Source organism: Pseudomonas sp. MWU347, assembly GCF_017947305.1.
In the GTDB taxonomy this organism is placed as follows: Bacteria; Pseudomonadota; Gammaproteobacteria; order Pseudomonadales; family Pseudomonadaceae; genus Aquipseudomonas; species Aquipseudomonas putida_A.
In genome coordinates this window covers 99,392-118,923 of the sequence record NZ_JAFGZB010000006.1, presented here as the reverse complement: position 1 = coordinate 118,923, position 19,532 = coordinate 99,392, and the positions used below count along the sequence as shown (strand labels likewise).

Here is a 19,532-nt window from a genome sequence, read left to right as displayed (position 1 = left end):
GTCATCTTCAAGGGGAGATCGCCAGAGCCAGACAAGGGAGCGACCCCTTCCAGCAAACCAGGACATTTTCAACCGGCGATACGTATGTACCGCACCCGCTGTTCGCCATGCTTCGACACTGACGGCTTTCAATCATTCCAGAGCCGTTTTCCATGCAGTCACCTTCCGCCACGCTGCAACGCCATACTGCCCAACAGAGCGAATACCGCGCAATGATCTCTGCCCTGCGCGCCGTGCTCGACGCATCGACCTCACTGCAGACCTACTACCTCACACCCCAGACACATTCACGCCTGGGTGCAGCCCACGACCAGGCGCAAAACCTTCTGCAAGCACTGTTCGATGACAGCGGCGAGCCACAATTGGCGGCCTACCTGCAAACGTCCAGAGGATCATTGCTGCAAGTCGACGCCGCAGCCGGTCACTGCAGCTTTTCCTTCAATCGTCCCGATGGCAGCTGCGCCCGCTTCACCATCGAGGATGTCACCCGGGCCTCCAGCACAATTCAAGAATTTCAGCGAGCGTTGCTGAGTATAGGCGCACACCTGCGTTCCGACAGGCTGCTGCCGTTGTCACAACTGCTGCGTGAGTCCGGGTTCACATTTACGGATGCACAGGACGCCACCGCACTGGCCCGGTTGATCCGCAAGGTCGAAGAACAACGCGCCTGCCACCGACTTAATCTGCGACACCAGCCGGCGCTGACGGGACTGATGAGCGACGATGACAAAGCCGCGATTCACGACCTGATTGGCGACTGGCTTACCGGCAAAACCCTGTCGGCCATCGACAGCCTGGCCAGCGAAGTAACGCCCCCATTCACCCGCCAGCAACTGGAACAGCAGCCTGCCGCCTGCCTGGAACGCCTGCTCGACACCCCCAAGGCGCGTGACCTGGGCCAGCGCCTGCTGCAGAAACTGCAATGGTACGGCGCCCGGCCCGATGAGCCGACCGTCCCGGACATCGGCCTGCGTTTACTGCTCGAAGCGTTGTGTCTATGGTACGAACTGCCCGGCGACAGCAGCTCGACCGAAGTGGCCGGTTTTGCGCTGGAACAGCGCGCTCACCACGGCGCCAGCTACGCCAGCATTCGCCGGGACTTTTTACAGCACCTGGAGGATTCTCACCGAACCTCGACCCCGACCGAAAAACATCTGCTGGGATGGGTATGCCTGACGCAGTTCGGACTGGATTTCCAAGTACGCGACATTCCTGACGACCTGCCGTACGCCAGCTCGGTGGTCTGGGTCAATTTCGTGCATGGCGTGCACCTCGCACATGCCCTTGATCCACAGTTGCTGGAACATCTGAGCTTTCAGCAACTGGTCGATCTGCCGCTGCACAAAAGCGAAAACGCCAGCACCGACCTGCAAACCCTGATCGCCATGACCCGAGTGGCTGCCGCACAGACCTGGACACTGGCCACCGGAGCCCAGGCCGCTGCGAACGAGACATCCGGCGATGACGCTGCCCTGCAAGCGCTGGAAGACCACAAGAAGCAAATGAACGCAGCGATCGTGCAACTGGACATCGAGCCGCCACGGCGACTCGCATTGGCAAAACAGCAACTGGACAAGGCGCTGGCCAACGAGCTGTACGATCACACGACGATTCGCCTCAAACGCCACCATCCTTCAACGCCCAACCGTAGCCGACGCAGCATTATTGACACCCCGGATGTGGCATTGCCGACCTGGCCGTTGCTGGAGGTCTATGCCGCCGGCGGGTTGAGCCCCGACACACGCTGGTACGTCAGCAACGATGGCCGCAGTGCCAGCGAATGGATCAGCCTCAACGCAGCAGGCAAACTGCAAAGCGGTTTTTTCGACACCGGACATCCAGGCCGACGCCTTTCACGGTTTCCGAGCAACTGCACCTTGCCCGAGATCAGGCCCTTGTTCGAGCAGCAGTTCGACGACTATCTGAGCGAGGCCCGCAAAGCCTATGAATACCTGATCAAGTCGCTGCTGGTCACACTGCCGTGGCCCGACCGCCGGGCACTGGAGCACGGCGAAGTGCGGATTCACAGCCTCAGGGATCCGACACGGCATATCGAAGCTCACCTGGAGACAGCGGAAAACATCCTGCCGCACCGGGCCCGCATGGGCTTCGTGTTGCAGGCGACGTATCAGGGCCCGCCACAATTCTACGAATGCCTGCCTCGTGCCGGCATCATTCGTAAACGCCCGGATCTGGATGGCACACATGTTGGCGGTCTGTTATTGCCACCCCTGCCGCCCAAACGTGGACGGACCAAGGGCCAGAGCATCAGCCGCATCGTCGCCCGCCGCCTGCCGTTCGATCGAAAAGCACACTGGGACGGTTCGACACCCGCCCCCGGCGCCAAGTGCGTCGCGATTCTCGAACCGCTGGGCGACTCCCTCCCGGGTTCGATGATCCCGGCGGCCCATCACGACAGTTCGCCGAACCTGACCTTCAGCTCACCGCGCACGGCGCACATCGCCTCGTTCATCGCGACCCGGTTGTTCTATGCCGATGAGCAGGCGCTGCGCAGTGAGGCCTGGGGTGATACCCGTTTCGAGCGCGACAGCCGCAAAAAGCACTGGACTCATGCCCTCAAGGGCTTTATCCCGTTCTGGGGCAGTCTCGAAGACCTGCAGTCGGACAGTCCGGGCAAACGCGCAATGGGCGTACTCGGCCTGCTCCTCGATATCGTCTCGTTCGCGATTCCCTTGGGAAAATTCGTCGCCGGCAGCATTCGCCTCGCGGCCGTGGCCGGGAAAATGGCGATTCGCGTCGCCCTGCCACGCATGGCGCAATTGTCGAAAAACCTGCTGGTTTCGAGCTTGAGAAACCTCAATCCGCTGGACGCTGCGCCTGCTTTGCTCAAGCTCGGCGGCCGAGGTGCGATCGGCGCAGTGCGGGCCGTGGCGCATCTGGAACACCGCGCGGTTGCACGTCTGAAAAGGCTGGCCGGCAGAAGCGCTGACTATGACCTGCTGCACAGTCTGCCCCAGGCACTGGATGCCGGGCGCTGGAAAGCGCTGAACCCTGCCGATCATCTGGCCGTGGTCAGAGGCATTGACGATGTGCCGGTGCGCAACGTCGGCGGCTCGCGGCATCACTTGCTCGATCCGCTGTCCGACCACCCTTATGGGCCGCAGTTGCTCGCACACGAGCATGGTTTTTCGCTGGGGCGTTCGCACTACCGCACCGTGAAAAAAACCGACGATCAGATCGATATCGAAGTAGCGCCGAACACCCGCGTCGAGCTTGTCCCCGAGGCTGGCGGACGCACCACGGTCTTGATCGATGATGTGCCCTATCGACTCGACGGCGATGAACTGCGCCGCGTCGAGCTGCTCGATGACAGTCAACACTGGACGCTGCTGCCGTGCCGGATCCGTCGCGCACCGGGCGCGGGCGACTGCCGCGTCAGCTACATCACCGCAGAACCCGCCCCGACGCCCGCCGTCGGCACCATCGACAAGGAAAAGGGTTACGCACCGTGGTTCGGCGAGCGGGTTTCGGAGCCGGCCACCCTGCCCCGGCGTGACGGAACGTTCCTGGCGGTCGAAGCCAGGCTTTATCAGATCATCGATAACCGCCCGAGGCTGTTCAACGGCGACCTGCGTCGCCTGGGTTTCAATCAAGGCAGGCTGGTACCAAGACAGCAGATTCAAGCCACGCTGCAGTTTCGCAAAGGCATTTATGCGCGGATAAAAACCGGCGGCACCTACGACGACATCAACGATTCACATCAGGTCGGCGCCGTGCTGATGCCGGCCATCGACGACTCGGCCACCCATGTGTTTTTCCGGGTCAACCACCACGAGTACTACCTGGCAACCTTCGCCAAAGGCGAAATCCCCGGCAAGCAGCTGACGTTCAAGCGCCTGGCACCCGCCGAACTGGCCGACGGCACCCTCGGCGCTGAACTGCTGACCGTCTACACCGGCTCGCTGCATGCCAACAACATGGTGCGCATCCATGGTCTGGAATCGGTGCAGCGCGCGATGCAGACCATGGAACAGATCGCGATCCCCATCGGCACCACGGCCATGCCTGCAAACAATATGAAATGGCTGAAGGTCGACACCAGCCCGGGCGAAGCACTGATGTTCGATCACTCGACACGGATGATCGTCACCCGCCTGCCCGAAGGCGCCGTCACTTGGGCGCGCAGCAAGGAAGCGCCGGAAGCCTTTCGGCAGAAAACCGCAGAGATTTTCGACACGTTGTTTCTGTCACCAACAATCAACCCGTCCAACACTAACGCGGCCCTGCGCATCGACAGTGCCATGCAGAAACTGCACAACCTGTTGCCCGTGCGTGAGCGGCCGGTCAACGCACGTAACATCGCCTATGCCGAAGTCACCACGACCAGCGGCAAACGGGAGATCTACGTCAGCGTGTCCGGCGCGCAAGGCAGCACCCAGCGCCTGCCGCTGTTTCGCCACATGGGTGCCAATCACGTGCGGATCGGCGACACCACTTACATCAACATCGACTACAACCCAAGCTTCCCGCGCACCTCGCTGGAGGTCACCGAGCAAGGGCAACTGCTGGCCGTGCCGCTGACCATCAAGGAGCTGAAAACCTATCAGCCGACGCAAACCAGCCGGCCGACCTCGCTGGACAGCGAAAGCAAACTGATCAGCGTGCTGCGCGAGAAATATCCCGACCCGACAGAGATCCGCGCGGTCGACATCGCAACAACCATGCGCCCGTGCGAATCCTGTTCGGTGGTGATGAAGCAGTTCGGCCATGACGGCGGCGAGGCGGCGTTACAGGTGCTGTGGGGCTGATTACAGGCGCTGCAGATGGCCGTAGAGTTTGGCGTAGAGGCCGCCATCGGCGATCAGTTGCTGGTGGTCGCCATCCTCGGCCACTTGCCCGCCATCGAACACCAGCACCCGATCCGCCTGCTTCACCGCCGACAGGCGATGGGCAATGATCAGCGTGGTGCGGCCATTGAGGAAGCGCGCCATGGCCTGATGCAGGTTGTATTCGGTGGCAGCGTCGAGGGCTGAAGTGGCTTCGTCGAGAATCACCACTTTCGGCTCGGCGAGGATCATCCGCGCAATCGCCAGACGCTGACGCTGACCACCGGACAGACGCACGCCGGAACGTCCGACGATGCTGTCGAGACCGTCCGGCAGCGCCCGGATGGTCGCCTCCAACTGAGCGATTTCCAGCGCCTGCCAGCAGGCTTCGTCACTGCGGGTGCGGCCCATGGTCAGATTGGCGCGGACGGTGTCGTTAAACAGCGCCGGATGCTGCAGCACCACCGCGACGTTTTCACGAATCAGCTCCAGACCGATTTCCTGTTGGGTCGAACCGCCGAAACGGATAGTCCCGGACAACGGCGTGTACAGCCCTAACAACAGTTGCACCAAAGTGCTTTTGCCGCCGCCACTGGCACCGACAATCGCGACTTTTTCACCGGGAGCGATGGACAGGTTCATCTGATCCACCACCAATTCATCGCCGTAACCGAAGCTCAACCCCTGCACCTCGATGCCCACGGTTTCCCGGCCCTTGAACGGATCGACGCCGCCCGGGTATTGCGGCTCGTCGGCCCGCGCCAGCAGTTCGTTGATCCGCGCCAGTGCGCCACCCGCCGCGTAGTAGGCGTATTGCAGATTGAGCAGTTGTTCGACCGGGCCGATCATGAACCACAGGTAGCTGAACACCGCGAGCATCTGGCCGATCGACAGGTCGGAGAACAGCACCGTGAGCATCGCCGCCGCGCGGAAGATGTCGATGCCGAACTGGAACAGCAGACCACTGGCACGGTTCGACGCATCGGTTTTCCACTGCGAGTTGACCGCATAGTTACGCACTTCCTGCGCGCGCAAGCCGAGTCGCCCGAGGAAGAAACCCTGACGGTTGCCGGCGCGCACTTCCTGGATCGCATCGAGGGTTTCGCTCAAGGCTTGAGTGAAACGCGAGGTGCTGTCGTTCTCCAGTTTCTTCAGGTGCTTGACCCGTTTGCCCAGTTGCACCGTGGCGTAGATCACCAATGGATTGAACAGCAGGATCAGCAGCGCCAGCTTCCAGTGCATCCACATCAGGATGCTCGCGGTGCCGACCAGGGTCAGCATCGCCACCAGAAACCGGCTGAGGGTTTCGCCGACGAACTTGTCGAGTGTGTCCAGATCGGTGACCAGATGGGTGGTCACGGTGCCGCTGCCGAGGCTTTCGTATTCGCCGAGGGAAATCCTTTTCAGGCGTTCGATCAGGCGCACGCGAATGCGGTAGACGATGTCTTTCGCCAACCGGGCGAACAGCCGCGCCTGCAACACGCCAAAACACAGGGCGCTGCAACGCAGAGTCAGGGTGACCACCAGCATCAGGCCGATGTAACCCGCCGCTTGTTGCCACATCGACGGCAGCACGTGGTTCATGACTTTCAGCGCGGCATCGCCATGCCCGAGCAGGACTTCGTCCACCAGCAAGGGCAACAGCAACGGAATCGGCACACTGCACAGCGTCGCCAGCACGGCCACGCCGTTGGCGATCCACAGGGATTTTTTGTGATGCAGTGCCAGGCGCCGGACTTCTGCCCAGCTCAGCCGGTCGACACGCTTTACGGCTGGCGTGTCATCGGCCAGGTCAGGCACAGGCGGCGCGCTCCAGCCAGCGACCAAGCAGCGGCGAGAGTTCGCTGAGCGGTTGATAGCCGTTGGTCAACAGCGCCAGTTGGCCGTTGCGCTCGGCGAGCAGGGTCGGGAACCCGGCGATGCCCAGATCCTGCACCCAGCTGAAATCAGCCTGAGTCGCTTTGTGTTGGTCGGCATGATCGAACAGCGCGGCAAACTCGATACGCGGTACGCCGGCCTGTTCGGCCAGTTCGACCAACACACTGGCCTGAGTGACATCGCGGCCTTCAGCATAAAACGCCTGCTGGATCAGGCCGACCAGCGTCCACGCGCAATCCGGCGCCAGGCTGCGCGCGGTAACGATCGCCCGACAAGCCGGCTCGGTGTCGTAGACAAAACCGTCGGGCAACGCCCCGTCGAACTTGAACGGCTGGCCGGTAGCCTCAGTGACCGCCTGCCAGTGCTCGAGGATGTAGCGCCGCGTAGTCGGTTCCAATGCTGCACCACTACCGGTGCGCAACCCGCCGACCACCAGGTGCAACTCCACCCCGGCTGCCTGCGCCTGCTCGACCAATGCCTTGGCAACCGGGGCGAACCCCCAGCACCAGGAACACATCGGATCCATCACATAGAGCAGGCGCGCAGTCATGATCAGGCCTCGGTGGATGCTTGTTTATAGTTGTAGCCGATCGGGTGCGGCATGTTGCGCGCCTTGGCCAGTTCGATCTGCTTCTGCCGATCGATGGCGCTGCGGCGGGTTTTCTCGCTCAGCTTGTCCCAGCAATGCGGGCAGCTGATGCCGGCCACGTAGTGCTCGGAGGCGCGATCTTCAACACTGACCGGTGTGCGGCAGGCATGACATTGATCGTAGTCGCCTTCGCTGAGGTCGTGACGCACGGTCACGCGGTTGTCGAACACGAAGCAGTCACCCTGCCACTTGGTTTCTTCCTGCGGCACCTCTTCGAGGTACTTCAGGATGCCGCCCTTGAGGTGGTAAACCTCTTCGAACCCCTCGCCCAGCATGTAACTGGAGGCTTTCTCGCAGCGAATGCCGCCGGTGCAGAACATCGCGACCTTCTTGTGCACGGCCGGGTCGAAGTGTTCTTTGATGTAGTCGGGGAATTCGCGAAAACTGGTGGTTTTCGGATCGATGGCGCCTTCGAAGGTGCCGATCGCCACTTCGTAATCGTTGCGGGTGTCGATCAGCAGCACTTCCGGGTCGCTGATCAGCGCGTTCCAGTCCTGCGGCTCAACGTAGGTGCCGACCTTTTTGTTCGGGTCCACGCCTTCGACGCCAAGGGTGACGATCTCTTTCTTCAGCTTGACCTTGGTGCGGTAGAACGGCTGCTCGTCGCAGTACGACTCTTTGTGATCGATGTCGATCATGCGCGGGTCGTTCTTCAGCCAGGCGAGCAGGCCATCGATGCCTTCGCGAGTGCCGGAAACCGTACCGTTGATGCCTTCTTCGGCGATCAGCAGAGTGCCTTTGATGCCATTGTCGACCATCGCTTGCAGCAGGGGCTCGCGCAGGTCAACGTAATCTTCGAGGGTGACGAACTTATACAGTGCCGCCACGACAATCGGTTGTGTCATGGGTATTTCTCCAGGTGGCTACCCTCGCAAAGGGTGAACCGGATTCAAAAAAAACGCGCCGGGTGAGCGGCGCGTCGCGGATTCTAGCAAAAACAGGATCGTTATAGGATGTGCCGAGAACTCTGTGGCGAGGGGATTTATCCCCGATGGGCTGCGAAGCGGCCCCAAAACCCGCGAATGCAGTCTCTCAGGGATACCGCATTCTGTGGGTTTACGACTGCTGCGCAGCCGATCGAGGCGGTGCGACGTTTCGCTAAATCACCTCGCCACAAAAGCTCCCACACCACAAAAAGCCCGTTACATCCAAAGTCAGTGTTTGCTACCGCCGGCACAGGTCGGCGACGCCGGGGCGGCGCCCACTTCTGCCCATTCCTGCGGGGTGTAGGTGTGCAGCGCCAACGCATGGAACTCGCCCATCAGCTCGCCAAGCGTGCCGTAGACTTTCTGGTGGCGCTTGACCCGGTTCAGGCCTTCGAACTGCGCGCTGACCACCACTGCCTTGAAGTGCGTCTGTAACCCGCGACTGTGCATGTGGCTTTCGTCCAGCACTTGCAGATGCTCAGGCTGCAGCAGGCCCAGCGTCGATTCGATGCGTTGTTGCATGGTCATCACGAACTCCGCTTACTTCTTCTTGGCCGGCGCAGCGCCTTTCGGTGCCAGCTCGTTGGTCATGTCGTCGAGCAGCTTGTTGACGACAGGCACGGCGCTTTCCAGCTTGGCCTGAGTCATCTGGGCCGATTGCTGGGTCAGCTGCGGCATTTTCTCCAGGACTTTCTTGCCCAGTGGCGACTGGTAGAACGCGACCAGGTCTTTGAGCTCCGATTCGCTGAAGTTGCTGGTGTAGAGCTTGACCATGTCAGGCTTGAGCTTGTTCCAGCCGATGGCCTGGTCCAGGGCGGCGTTGGCCTTGGCCTGGTAGGTTTCCAGTACGGCTTTCTTGGATTCCGGGGCTTTGGTCTGTTCAAAACGCTGAGCGAACATTTGCTGCACTTGCATGTACACCGGAGTGCCCAGCTTGTCAGCGTGCGCCAGGGTCAGGAAAGCTTCAGCACTGGCGTTGTGGCTGGCGGTATCGGCAAGCACCTGGCCGCTGGCGCAAACCAGTGCAACCGCGGTGCAGATGGCACGAAGACGAGTCATCGAGTTTCCTTTTCAGCTAGGCGAGGTCAAACCCCAAGGGCGACCATTCTGCGCCTAAAAAACCTCGTGGCTCAACCCCCGAGCCTTGCCGCGCTTGATTGCCCGGGTTTTACCGGTCAACAATCGGTTCGAGGGAACCACCTGGGCCTGACCGGGCCTAAACTGCGCAAACAGACCAACAGGAGTGTGCACGATGAGCCGTATCGAAACCGACAGCCTGGGCCAGATCGAAGTCCCGGACGACGCCTACTGGGGTGCTCAGACGCAACGCTCGCTGATCAACTTCGCCATTGGTCAGGAACGCATGCCGCTGCCGGTACTGCACGCCCTGGCCCTGATCAAGAAAGCCGCCGCCCGGGTCAACGACCGCAACGGCGACCTGCCCGCCGACATCGCCCGCCTGATCGAACAAGCCGCCGACGAAGTGCTCGACGGTCAGCATGACGACCAGTTTCCGCTGGTGGTCTGGCAGACCGGCAGCGGCACCCAGAGCAACATGAACGTCAACGAAGTGATCGCCGGCCGTGCCAACGAACTGGCCGGCAATCCGCGCGGCGGCAAAACGCCGGTGCACCCCAACGATCACGTCAATCGCTCGCAAAGCTCCAACGACTGCTTCCCCACCGCCATGAGCATCGCCACTGCCAAAGCCGTGCAGGAGCAATTGCTGCCGGCGATCGCCGAGCTGTCCGGCGGCCTGGCCGAATTGGCCGCACGGCACATGAAACTGGTGAAGACCGGCCGCACGCACATGATGGACGCGACGCCGATCACCTTCGGTCAGGAGCTATCGGGCTTTATAGCGCAGCTGGATTACGCCGAACGGGCGATCCGCGCCGCACTGCCGGCGGTGTGTGAACTGGCGCAGGGCGGCACTGCCGTCGGCACCGGCCTGAATTCGCCGCACGGCTTTGGCGAAGCGATTGCTGCGGAACTCGCCGCGCTGTCCGGTCTGCCGTTCGTCACCGCGCCGAACAAGTTTGCCGCGCTGGCCGGGCATGAGCCGCTGACCAGCCTGTCCGGCGCCCTGAAGACCCTCGCCGTGGCGCTGATGAAAATCGCCAACGACCTGCGCCTGCTCGGCTCCGGCCCTCGCGCTGGCTTTGCCGAAGTCAAGCTGCCGGCGAACGAGCCGGGCAGTTCGATCATGCCCGGCAAGGTCAACCCGACCCAGTGCGAAGCGCTGTCGATGCTGGCCTGCCAGGTGTTGGGCAACGACGTCACCATCGGCATTGCGGCGAGTCAGGGTCACCTGCAACTGAACGTCTACAAACCGGTGATCATCCACAATGTGCTGCAATCGATCCGCCTGCTCGCCGACGGCTGCAGCAACTTCCAGCAGCACTGCATCGCCGGTCTTGAACCGGATGCGCAGGTCATGGCCCAGCACCTGGAACGCGGTCTGATGCTGGTGACCGCGCTGAATCCGCACATCGGTTACGACAAGTCGGCGGAAATCGCCAAGAAGGCTTACGGTGAGGGACTGACCTTGCGCGAGGCGGCGCTGCAGCTGGGGTATCTGACCAGTGAGGAGTTCGATGCCTGGGTGCGGCCGGAGAACATGATCGAGGCCGGCGCCAAGGGCTGAGTCCTGTAGCGCCTGACAGGCCGCCTTCGCGAGCAAGCCCGCTCCCACATTGGTACGGCATACACCGATCAAAATGTGGGAGCGGGCTTGCTCGCGAAGAACGATAAAGCGGTCTAACTGGCTGCAATCCGCATCCGCCGCGCCTTCAACCCGGCAATCAGCGACGGCCCCAACGCCACCAGCGCCGACCCCAGCACCACCAGCACCGCCCCGCCATAACCCAGCCCATTGATCTGCTCGGCATGCACATATTCCGGCCACACCCCGGCGGCAATCGCCACCGCGCCGAAGGTCACCAACGGTGTGATCGCCAGCGTCGCACTGACCCGCGAGGCCTCCCAGTGCGCCAGTGCTTCAGCAAAGGCACCGTAGGCAATCAGCGTGTTCATGCAGCACGCCAGCAACAGCCAACCCTGCACCGGGCTCAGTTCCAGTGCTTCGAGCGGATGCACCCACGGCGTCAGCAACAGCGCGCAGAACAGGTAAATCACCATCATCACCTGCAACGAATTCCACACCGTGAGCAATTGCTTCTGCCCCAGTGCGTAGAAGGTCCAGACCGTCGAGGCCAGCAGCACCAGCAACACGCCGGCGGTGTAGTCCGACAATGAGGTGAGCAGTTCAGCCAGACGCTGATTGAAGAACAGCACAAAGCCGATCAGCAGCACCGCCAGGCCAATGCCCTGACCGATGCTGAAGCGCTCCTTGAACACAAACAGGCTGGCGATCAGCAACATGATCGGCCCCATCTGCACCACCAACTGCGCGGTGCCGGGGCTGAGCAGGTTAAGGCCCATCAGGTACAGCACGTAGTTGCCCACCAGCCCGAGCACCGCCATCAACACCAGCCAGCCGCCTCGGGGACCGAGCACCTTGCGGTTCGGCAGGCGGCGCGTGGCCGCCAGGTAGATGAACAGGCAGCCGCCCGACACCAACAGGCGAAACCAGGTCACGGTGATCGGGTCCATCACCAGCAGCACCTGCTTGAGTTTGATCGGCAGGATGCCCCACAAAACCGCCGTCAGCAGTGCCAGGAACAGACCGTAAACCCAGCGACCGGATGAAATGTGCATGCGAACCCCAATGCCTGCTGACGAGAGCGGTCATTCTAGGCCCGCCGACAGACGCAACACAGGGACAGTTCGGGCCAGGCCGCGAATGAAACTGTGCAGGTCGCAGCATTAAATTGACGTTTTGCCGTTGATCGGCTGACGAAGCGCGCCAAGTGCTTCAGGCATAAGCTGATTGGATCCCTGCAACGGATCACTCAAGGAGCCGGATCATGTACGGAATGCGCGCCGATGACAGCGCCCCCGCCACGCACTTTCGCAGCGACCGGTTGTGTCGGGTCAATGGCGAACTGTTTTTCAGCACGCGGGAGAACACCCTTGAGGGGCCGTTCGACAGCGCCGAGAAGGCAGAGCGGGAGATTCAGGCGTATATCGCGCGGATGCAGCTTCTGGATTCCAAACGGTAAATCCGGTCGATCCCTTCGCGAGCAAGCTCGCTCCCACATTCTGATCGGTGTAAGCCGTACCAATGTGGGAGCGAGCTTGCTCGCGAAGGCGTCCTGACAGTCAATACAAATCTGCAGGTTTAACGAACAGCCTCAAACAACCCCGTCGCCCCCATCCCGCCCCCCACGCACATGGTCACGATGCCGTAACGCAAATTACGCCGCTGCAACTCACGCACCAGATGCCCGACCTGCCGCGACCCGGTCATGCCGAACGGGTGGCCGATAGAAATCGAGCCGCCGTTGACGTTGTATTTGTCGTTGTCGATCTCCAATCGATCCCGGGCATATAGACACTGCGAAGCAAAAGCCTCGTTGAGCTCCCACAGATCGATATCCGCCACCTGCAAGCCTTTGGCCTTGAGCAGTTTCGGCACCGAGAACACCGGGCCGATGCCCATCTCGTCCGGCTCGCAACCGGCGACGGTGAAACCGCGGAAAAACGCCTTCGGCTTGAGTCCAAGTTGCAGGGCTTTTTCCAGGCTCATCACCAGGGTCATCGACGCGCCGTCGGACAATTGCGATGAGTTGCCGGCTGTCACCGAACCGTCCTCGGCAAACACCGGTTTCAGTCCGGCGAGACTTTCGTAAGTGGTGTCCGGGCGGTTGCAGTCGTCGTGATCGACGATGCCGTCGAGGATCTGCACTTCGCCACTGTTCTTGTCCTCGAGCCGGTACTTGACCGCCATCGGCACAATTTCATCATTGAACAGCCCGGCCGCCTGCGCCTGGGCAGTGCGCAGCTGGCTTTGCAGCGCGTAACGATCCTGCGCCTCGCGGCTGACGTCATAACGGCGCGCGACCACTTCGGCGGTCTGGCCCATGGTGTAGTAGATGCCCGGCACCTGCTGCTTGAGCAACGGGTTGATCAGGTGGTCGGTGTTGACGCTTTTCAGGGTCAGACTGATTGATTCGACGCCGCCGGCGACAATGATGTCGCTGCAACCGGAGGCGATCTGGTTGGCGGCAATCGCAATCGCCTGCAACCCCGAAGAACAGAAACGGTTGAGGGTCATGCCGGCCACGCCGGTGCCCAGCCGCGACAGCACCGCCACGTTGCGGCCGATGTTGTAACCCTGCGCGCCCTCGTTGGAGCCGGCGCCGACAATGCAGTCCTCGACACTGGCCGGGTCGATGTCGTTGCGCGACAACAGCGCGTTGACGCAATGGGCCGCCATGTCGTCGGGGCGGGTCTGGTTGAACTTGCCGCGAAAGGACTTGGCCAGGCCGGTCCGCACGCTGTCGACGATCACCACTTCACGCATGGCATACCTCAATTGTTGTTGTCGGAGGAGAGTGGACCGAGCATAAGTCCACCCTGCCGCCGACCGCGACAATCATTCACCCCGCGTATGCGGGTCCATCGGCTCAGTCCTTGTGTTTTTTCGCGCGTTTGTCGGACTTCGCGAATGCTTCCTCAAGCGCTCGGTTGATCGTGCGCAGGACCTTGACCCGGGCCCAGCGTTTGTCATTGGCCTCGACCAGCGTCCACGGCGAAATCTCGGTGCTGGTGCGGTCGACCATGTCGCCCACGGCGGCGCGGTAGGCGTCCCACTTGTCGCGGTTGCGCCAGTCGTCCTCGGTGATCTTGAAGCGCTTGAATGGAATCTGCTCGCGGGCCTGGAAGCGCTCCATCTGCGTGTCCTTGTCGATCGCCAGCCAGAACTTGACGACGATGACCCCGGCGTCGGCGATTTGCTCTTCGAAGTCATTGATCTCGCTGTAGGCGCGCAGCCAGTCGGCCGGGCTGCAGAAGCCCTCGATCCGCTCCACTAGCACCCGGCCATACCAGGAGCGGTCGAACACCGTGAACTTACCCCGCGCCGGCAGGTGCCGCCAGAAGCGCCACAGATACGGCTGCGCGCGCTCCTCTTCAGTGGGCGCGGCAATCGGCACGATGCTGTACTGACGCGGATCGAGCGCCGCCGCGACCCGACGAATCGCCCCGCCCTTGCCCGCCGCATCGTTGCCTTCGAACACCGCCACCAGTGCGTGGCGGCGCATGCGTTTATCGCGCATCAGCCCGGACAACCGTGCCTGCTCGGTGATCAGTTGTTCTTCGTAGTCCTTCTTTTCCAGTCGCTGGTTCAGGTCGAGGCTGTCGAGCAGGTTGAGTTGATCGACCGCCGTGCCCAACGGGGCGGCGTTGACCTCTTCGGTGTGCACCTCAGGACGCTTGAGCGCATTCTGCAGGCCCTCCAGCAGGATTTTGCCGACGGCAAGACTGCGATAATTGGCGTCCATGCCTTCGATGATGTGCCATGGCGCATAGTCGCGGCTGGTGCGGCGCAACACGCGCTCGCCGTATTTGACGAACTTGTCGTAAGTCTGCGATTGCTGCCAGTCCAGCGGGCTGATGCGCCAGCTGTGCAAAGGGTCATCGGCCAACGCCTTGAGGCGGGCCTTCATCTGTTTCTTGGACAGGTGAAACCAGAACTTGAAGATCAGCGCGCCTTCATCGCAGAGCATCTTTTCCAGACGCTCGGCGGCGTTGATCGCCTGATCCAGGCGTGGATCCTTGAACAGACCGTGAACCCGCCCTTGAAGCATCTGGCTGTACCAGTTGCCAAAGAAAACTCCCATCCGTCCCTTGGCCGGGAGCATCCGCCAGTAACGCCAGGCCGGTGGATGCGCCAGCTCTTCATCGGTCTGCTGATCGAAGGTGCGCACCTCGATCAGGCGCGGGTCCATCCACTCGTTGAGCAACTTGACGGTCTCGCCCTTGCCTGCGCCTTCGATGCCGTTGATCAGAATGATCACCGGAAAACGCTTCTGCTGCTGCAACTCGAACTGCGCTTCCAGCAGTGCTTCACGCAGTGCAGGCACAGCCGCGTCGTAAGTCTCTTTGTCGATGGCATGGCCGATTTCGGCGGATTCAAACATGGGGACGGCTCCTTCCAGGATTCAGCAAGACTAGCGGATTGGGCATGGGCGCGGCGGAGAAATTCCGCTCCTTTTGGCTTCAAGAAAAACTCTGTGGTGAGGGGATTTATCCCCGATGGGCAGCGCAGCGGCCCCAAAGCCATTCAACGCCAGATGCACGCTGGTAGCGGGATTGCGACTGCTACGCAGCCGATCGGGGATAAATCACCTCGCCACAGGTTGCTCTGATCCGCGCCCAAATCGTTAATTGTCTTCGAGGCTGCACAGCCAGGCCTTGCCATGGATCAAGCACCCTCCGCACGATCAGCTAGAATGGCCGCCTTGTCGTTGCCGAGCCTGCCATGAAACCTGTATTGCCCCACGCCCAACTCGACTGGGATGACCAGGGACGCCCACGTTCGCGGGTGTTCGATGATGTGTATTTTTCCGACCAGTCGGGGCTGGATGAAACCCGTTACGTGTTCCTCGAACAGAACCGTCTGGCCGAGCGTTTTGCCGCGCTGCCGGCGCACGGGCGACTGGTGATCGGCGAAACCGGCTTCGGCACCGGGCTGAATTTCCTTTGCGCCTGGCAGTTGTTCGAACAGCACGCGGTGGCCGGTGCGCGGCTGCATTTCGTCAGCGTCGAAAAATACCCGTTGAGCCCGGCCGATCTGCAACGGGCGCTGGCCTTGTGGCCGCAGCTCAAGCCGCTGGCCGATCAGTTGCTGACGCAGTACGTGGCGATCCATCAGGGCTTTCAGCGGATCATTCTCGGCAATGGCCGCGTGACGCTGACGCTGCTGATCGGCGATGCGCTGGAGCAACTGCCGCAACTCGATGCGCAGATTGATGCGTGGTTTCTCGACGGTTTCGCCCCGGCGAAAAACCCCGACATGTGGACCGCTGAACTGTTCGTCGAACTGGCTCGACTGGCCGCGCCGGGTTCGACCATCAGCACCTTCACCAGCACCGGTTGGGTGCGGCGTCTGCTCAACGCGGCCGGGTTCAAGATGAAACGCACGCCGGGCATCGGCCACAAGTGGGAGATCCTGCGCGGCGAGTTTCTCGGCTGGCCGCAGGACGTCGCGCCACCGCTGCCGGACAAACCGTGGTTCGCCCGCCCTGCCCCGCAAACCGGTGAACGTCGGGCGCTGGTGATCGGCGCCGGGCTGGCCGGTTGTGCGACCGCTGCCAGCCTCGCCGCGCGCGGCTGGCACGTCAGTCTGCTGGAGCGTCACGAGGCGGTGGCGCAGGAGGCGTCGGGCAATCCGCAGGGCGTGCTGTACCTGAAGTTGTCGGCCCACGGCACCGCGTTGTCGCAACTGATCGTCAGCGGCTTCGGCTACACCCGCCGCCTGCTGGAAACCCTGCAACGCGGCACCGACTGGGACGATTGCGGCGTGCTGCAACTGGCTTTCAATGCCAAGGAAGCCGAGCGTCAGGCGCAACTGGCCGCGGCATTCCCGGAAGATCTGGTGCACTGGCTCAATCAACCGCAAGCCGCAACTCAGGCCGGAATCGCTGTGGCCCACGGCGGGCTGTTCTACCCCGAAGGGGGCTGGGTGCATCCGCCGGCGCTGTGCCAGGCACAAGCCGCGCAAGCGAACATCGAACTGCTCAAGCATCACGATGCGCTGGAACTGCGCAAGGTCGAAGGTCAGTGGCAAGCCCTCGACGGCGAGCGCGTGCTCGCCAGCGCGCCGGTGGTGATATTGGCCGGCGCGGCGGAGATCAAACGCTTTGCGCAAAGTGCCGAGTTGCCGCTTAAGCGCATTCGCGGGCAAATCACGCGCCTGCCGCAAACCACCGAGAGCCAGACACTGCGCACCGTGGTCTGCGCCGAAGGTTATGTCGCGCCGGCACGCTTGGGCGAACACACGCTGGGTGCGAGTTTCGACTTCAACAGCGACGACCTGACCCCGACCACCGCCGAACACCTGGGCAATCTGGCGATGCTCGAAGAGATCTCCGGCGATCTGGTGGCGCGCCTGCACATCAATCAACTGCCCCCGGAAACTCTGGAGGGACGCGCCGCATTCCGCTGCACCAGTCCCGACTATCTGCCGATCGTCGGCCCCCTCGCCGACCGCACAGCCTTCGCTCAGGCCTACGCCGCGTTGAGCAAGGACGCGCGACAAGTGCCGGACATCGCCTGCCCGTGGCTCGATGGCCTGTACGTTAACAGTGGCCACGGTTCACGCGGGCTGATCACCGCGCCGCTGTCGGGCGAACTGCTCGCGGCGTGGCTGGACAACGAGCCGCTGCCACTGCCCCGAAGCGTCGCCGAGGCCTGCCATCCCAATCGTTTTGCACTGCGCACGTTGATTCGCGGCAAATGAAAAATCGCGACTGGCCGCTGGTCAGTCGCCCCCTCTTATAACTCATCGTTCTAAAACTCCCACATCTGCAGCGGGTCAGTTTCTGAGTACCGGCCATTTTGGCCTGACTTGAATGACCCCTCCCCAACGGAAAAACCGGTAAGGACTTTATGTGCGGATTAGCTGGCGAGTTACGTTTTGATCATCAACCTGCAGACCTTGCAGCGGTAGAGCGAATCACCCATCACCTGGCCCCTCGCGGCCCCGATGCGTGGGGCTTCCATGCCCAAGGGCCGATTGCCCTGGGCCATCGTCGCCTGAAAATCATGGATCTGTCGGACGGCTCGGCTCAGCCGATGATCGACAGCCAACTCGGTTTGTCCCTGGCCTTCAATGGCGCGATCTACAACTTCCCGGAACTGCGCGCCGAACTCGAAGCGCTGGGCTACGCCTTCTATTCCGGTGGCGACACCGAAGTGCTGCTCAAGGGCTACCACGCCTGGGGCGAAGCGCTGCTGCCGAAACTCAACGGCATGTTCGCGTTCGCCATCTGGGAGCGTGATGCCCAGCGCCTGTTCATCGCTCGCGACCGTCTCGGCGTGAAGCCTTTGTACCTGTCGCGCACCGGCCAGCGTTTGCGCTTTGCCTCGGCCCTGCCGGCGCTGCTCAAGGGCGGCGACATCAACCCGATCCTCGATCCGGTGGCGCTCAATCACTATCTGAATTTCCATGCGGTGGTGCCGGCTCCGCGCACTTTGCTCGCGGGCATCGAAAAGCTGCCGCCAGCGACCTGGATGCGCGTCGAAGCCGATGGCCGCACCGAGCAGAAAACCTGGTGGACCCTGCCCTACGGCCCACACGACGACGAGAAAAATCTGACCCTCGAAGACTGGCGCGACCGCGTGCTCGACAGCACCCGCGAGGCCGTGGCAATCCGTCAACGCGCAGCGGTGGATGTCGGCGTGCTGCTTTCCGGCGGTGTCGATTCGAGCATGCTCGTCGGCCTGCTGCGAGAAGTCGGGGTGGAGAACCTGTCGACCTTTTCCATCGGTTTTCAGGATGCCGGCGGCGAGCGTGGCGATGAATTCCAGTATTCCGATCTGATCGCCAAGCACTACGGCACTCAACATCATCAATTGCGCATCGACGAAAAAGAGATCATCGAGCAACTGCCCGCTGCGTTCCGTGCGATGAGCGAGCCGATGGTCAGCCACGACTGCATCGCCTTCTACCTGCTGTCGCGCGAAGTGGCCAAGCACTGCAAAGTGGTGCAAAGCGGCCAAGGCGCCGACGAACTGTTCGCTGGTTATCACTGGTATCCGCAAGTCGACGGTGCGGCCGATCCGTACGCGGCCTATCGCGCGGCGTTCTTCGACCGCAGCTACGACGACTACGCCGCCACCGTGCAGCCGAAATGGTTGACCGCGAATGACGCCGCTGGCGACTTCGTGAAAGAGCATTTTGCCCAGCCTGGTGCCGATGCCGCGGTCGATAAAGCCCTGCGTCTGGACAGCACGGTGATGCTGGTGGATGACCCGGTCAAACGTGTCGACAACATGACCATGGCCTGGGGCCTGGAGGCTCGCACGCCGTTTCTCGACTATCGCCTGGTGGAACTCTCGGCGCGGATTCCCGGCCAGTTCAAGCTGCCGGACGGCGGCAAACAGGTACTCAAAGAAGCTGCACGTCTGGTGATTCCAAGCGAAGTGATCGACCGCAAGAAAGGCTATTTCCCGGTGCCAGGCCTCAAGCACTTGCAAGGCGACACTCTGAACTGGGTGCGTGAACTGCTGCTGGATCCGAGCCAGGATCGTGGCCTGTTCAACCCGGCCATGCTCGACAAATTGCTGACTGATCCGCAAGGCCAACTGACGCCATTGCGCGGCTCGAAACTGTGGCAACTGGCGGCCCTGAACCTGTGGCTCAGTGAACAAGGAATCTGATTG

Annotated in this window: 13 protein-coding genes; 5 read left to right on the top strand and 8 right to left on the bottom strand. The window is 61.9% G+C overall.

The genetic code is table 11. The features are described from left to right. Window positions 1-152: 152 nt before the first annotated feature. The gene (locus tag KCG87_RS14765; RefSeq protein WP_210558206.1) at window positions 153-4,769 is read left to right on the top strand and encodes a deaminase domain-containing protein; all 4,617 of its coding nucleotides are present in this window, start codon (window positions 153-155) and stop codon (window positions 4,767-4,769) included. Here the strand turns inward: KCG87_RS14765 and KCG87_RS14760 are convergent, their stop codons facing one another. The 5 genes from KCG87_RS14760 to KCG87_RS14740 form a co-directional block, all read right to left on the bottom strand. Further along, complete coding sequence (locus KCG87_RS14760) at window positions 4,770-6,587, bottom strand: ABC transporter ATP-binding protein (protein WP_098964980.1); 1,818 nt, start codon at window positions 6,585-6,587, stop codon at window positions 4,770-4,772. Beyond that, window positions 6,580-7,182: a DsbA family protein gene (locus tag KCG87_RS14755; protein WP_171061881.1), complete on the bottom strand. Its 603-nt coding sequence runs from the start codon at window positions 7,180-7,182 to the stop codon at window positions 6,580-6,582. Before KCG87_RS14755 ends, KCG87_RS14760 begins: the two co-directional genes overlap by 8 nt. Window positions 7,183-7,217: 35 nt before the next feature. Continuing rightward, window positions 7,218-8,159 (bottom strand): rhodanese-related sulfurtransferase, encoded by a 942-nt coding sequence (locus KCG87_RS14750; protein ID WP_096794914.1) that lies wholly within the window; start codon window positions 8,157-8,159, stop codon window positions 7,218-7,220. A gap of 309 nt (window positions 8,160-8,468) precedes the next feature. Further along, entirely contained in the window at window positions 8,469-8,768 is a 300-nt protein-coding gene (locus KCG87_RS14745; protein WP_003226935.1) for a BolA family protein, read from the bottom strand. Between the two features lie 12 nt (window positions 8,769-8,780). Further along, complete coding sequence (locus KCG87_RS14740) at window positions 8,781-9,299, bottom strand: DUF2059 domain-containing protein (protein ID WP_003226938.1); 519 nt, start codon at window positions 9,297-9,299, stop codon at window positions 8,781-8,783. A 193-nt stretch (window positions 9,300-9,492) separates the two neighbouring features. On the opposite strand from KCG87_RS14740, the gene KCG87_RS14735 reads away from it, so the two are divergent. Further along, window positions 9,493-10,887, top strand: coding sequence for a class II fumarate hydratase (locus KCG87_RS14735; RefSeq protein WP_096794913.1), 1,395 nt, complete (start codon window positions 9,493-9,495; stop codon window positions 10,885-10,887). 113 nt (window positions 10,888-11,000) lie between these two features. On the opposite strand, the gene KCG87_RS14730 is transcribed toward KCG87_RS14735, so the two are convergent. Beyond that, window positions 11,001-11,960: a DMT family transporter gene (locus tag KCG87_RS14730; RefSeq protein WP_210558203.1), complete on the bottom strand. Its 960-nt coding sequence runs from the start codon at window positions 11,958-11,960 to the stop codon at window positions 11,001-11,003. Window positions 11,961-12,169: 209 nt separating this feature from the next. On the opposite strand from KCG87_RS14730, the gene KCG87_RS14725 reads away from it, so the two are divergent. After that, window positions 12,170-12,364 (top strand): DUF6316 family protein, encoded by a 195-nt coding sequence (locus KCG87_RS14725; RefSeq protein ID WP_210558201.1) that lies wholly within the window; start codon window positions 12,170-12,172, stop codon window positions 12,362-12,364. Window positions 12,365-12,483: 119 nt separating this feature from the next. On the opposite strand, the gene KCG87_RS14720 is transcribed toward KCG87_RS14725, so the two are convergent. Together KCG87_RS14720 and pap are read right to left on the bottom strand one after the other, a co-directional pair. Then, entirely contained in the window at window positions 12,484-13,668 is a 1,185-nt protein-coding gene (locus tag KCG87_RS14720) for a thiolase family protein (RefSeq protein ID WP_210558200.1), read from the bottom strand. Between the two features lie 103 nt (window positions 13,669-13,771). Continuing rightward, the gene (gene pap / locus KCG87_RS14715; RefSeq protein WP_210558198.1) at window positions 13,772-15,286 is read right to left on the bottom strand and encodes a polyphosphate:AMP phosphotransferase; all 1,515 of its coding nucleotides are present in this window, start codon (window positions 15,284-15,286) and stop codon (window positions 13,772-13,774) included. Window positions 15,287-15,627: 341 nt separating this feature from the next. Here pap and mnmC point away from each other — a divergent pair, with 341 nt between their 5' ends. Together mnmC and KCG87_RS14705 are read left to right on the top strand one after the other, a co-directional pair. Then, complete coding sequence (gene mnmC, locus KCG87_RS14710; RefSeq protein WP_210558196.1) at window positions 15,628-17,607, top strand: bifunctional tRNA (5-methylaminomethyl-2-thiouridine)(34)-methyltransferase MnmD/FAD-dependent 5-carboxymethylaminomethyl-2-thiouridine(34) oxidoreductase MnmC; 1,980 nt, start codon at window positions 15,628-15,630, stop codon at window positions 17,605-17,607. A gap of 149 nt (window positions 17,608-17,756) precedes the next feature. Continuing rightward, entirely contained in the window at window positions 17,757-19,529 is a 1,773-nt protein-coding gene (locus KCG87_RS14705) for an N-acetylglutaminylglutamine amidotransferase (protein WP_047598738.1), read from the top strand. Window positions 19,530-19,532 lie beyond the last annotated feature (3 nt).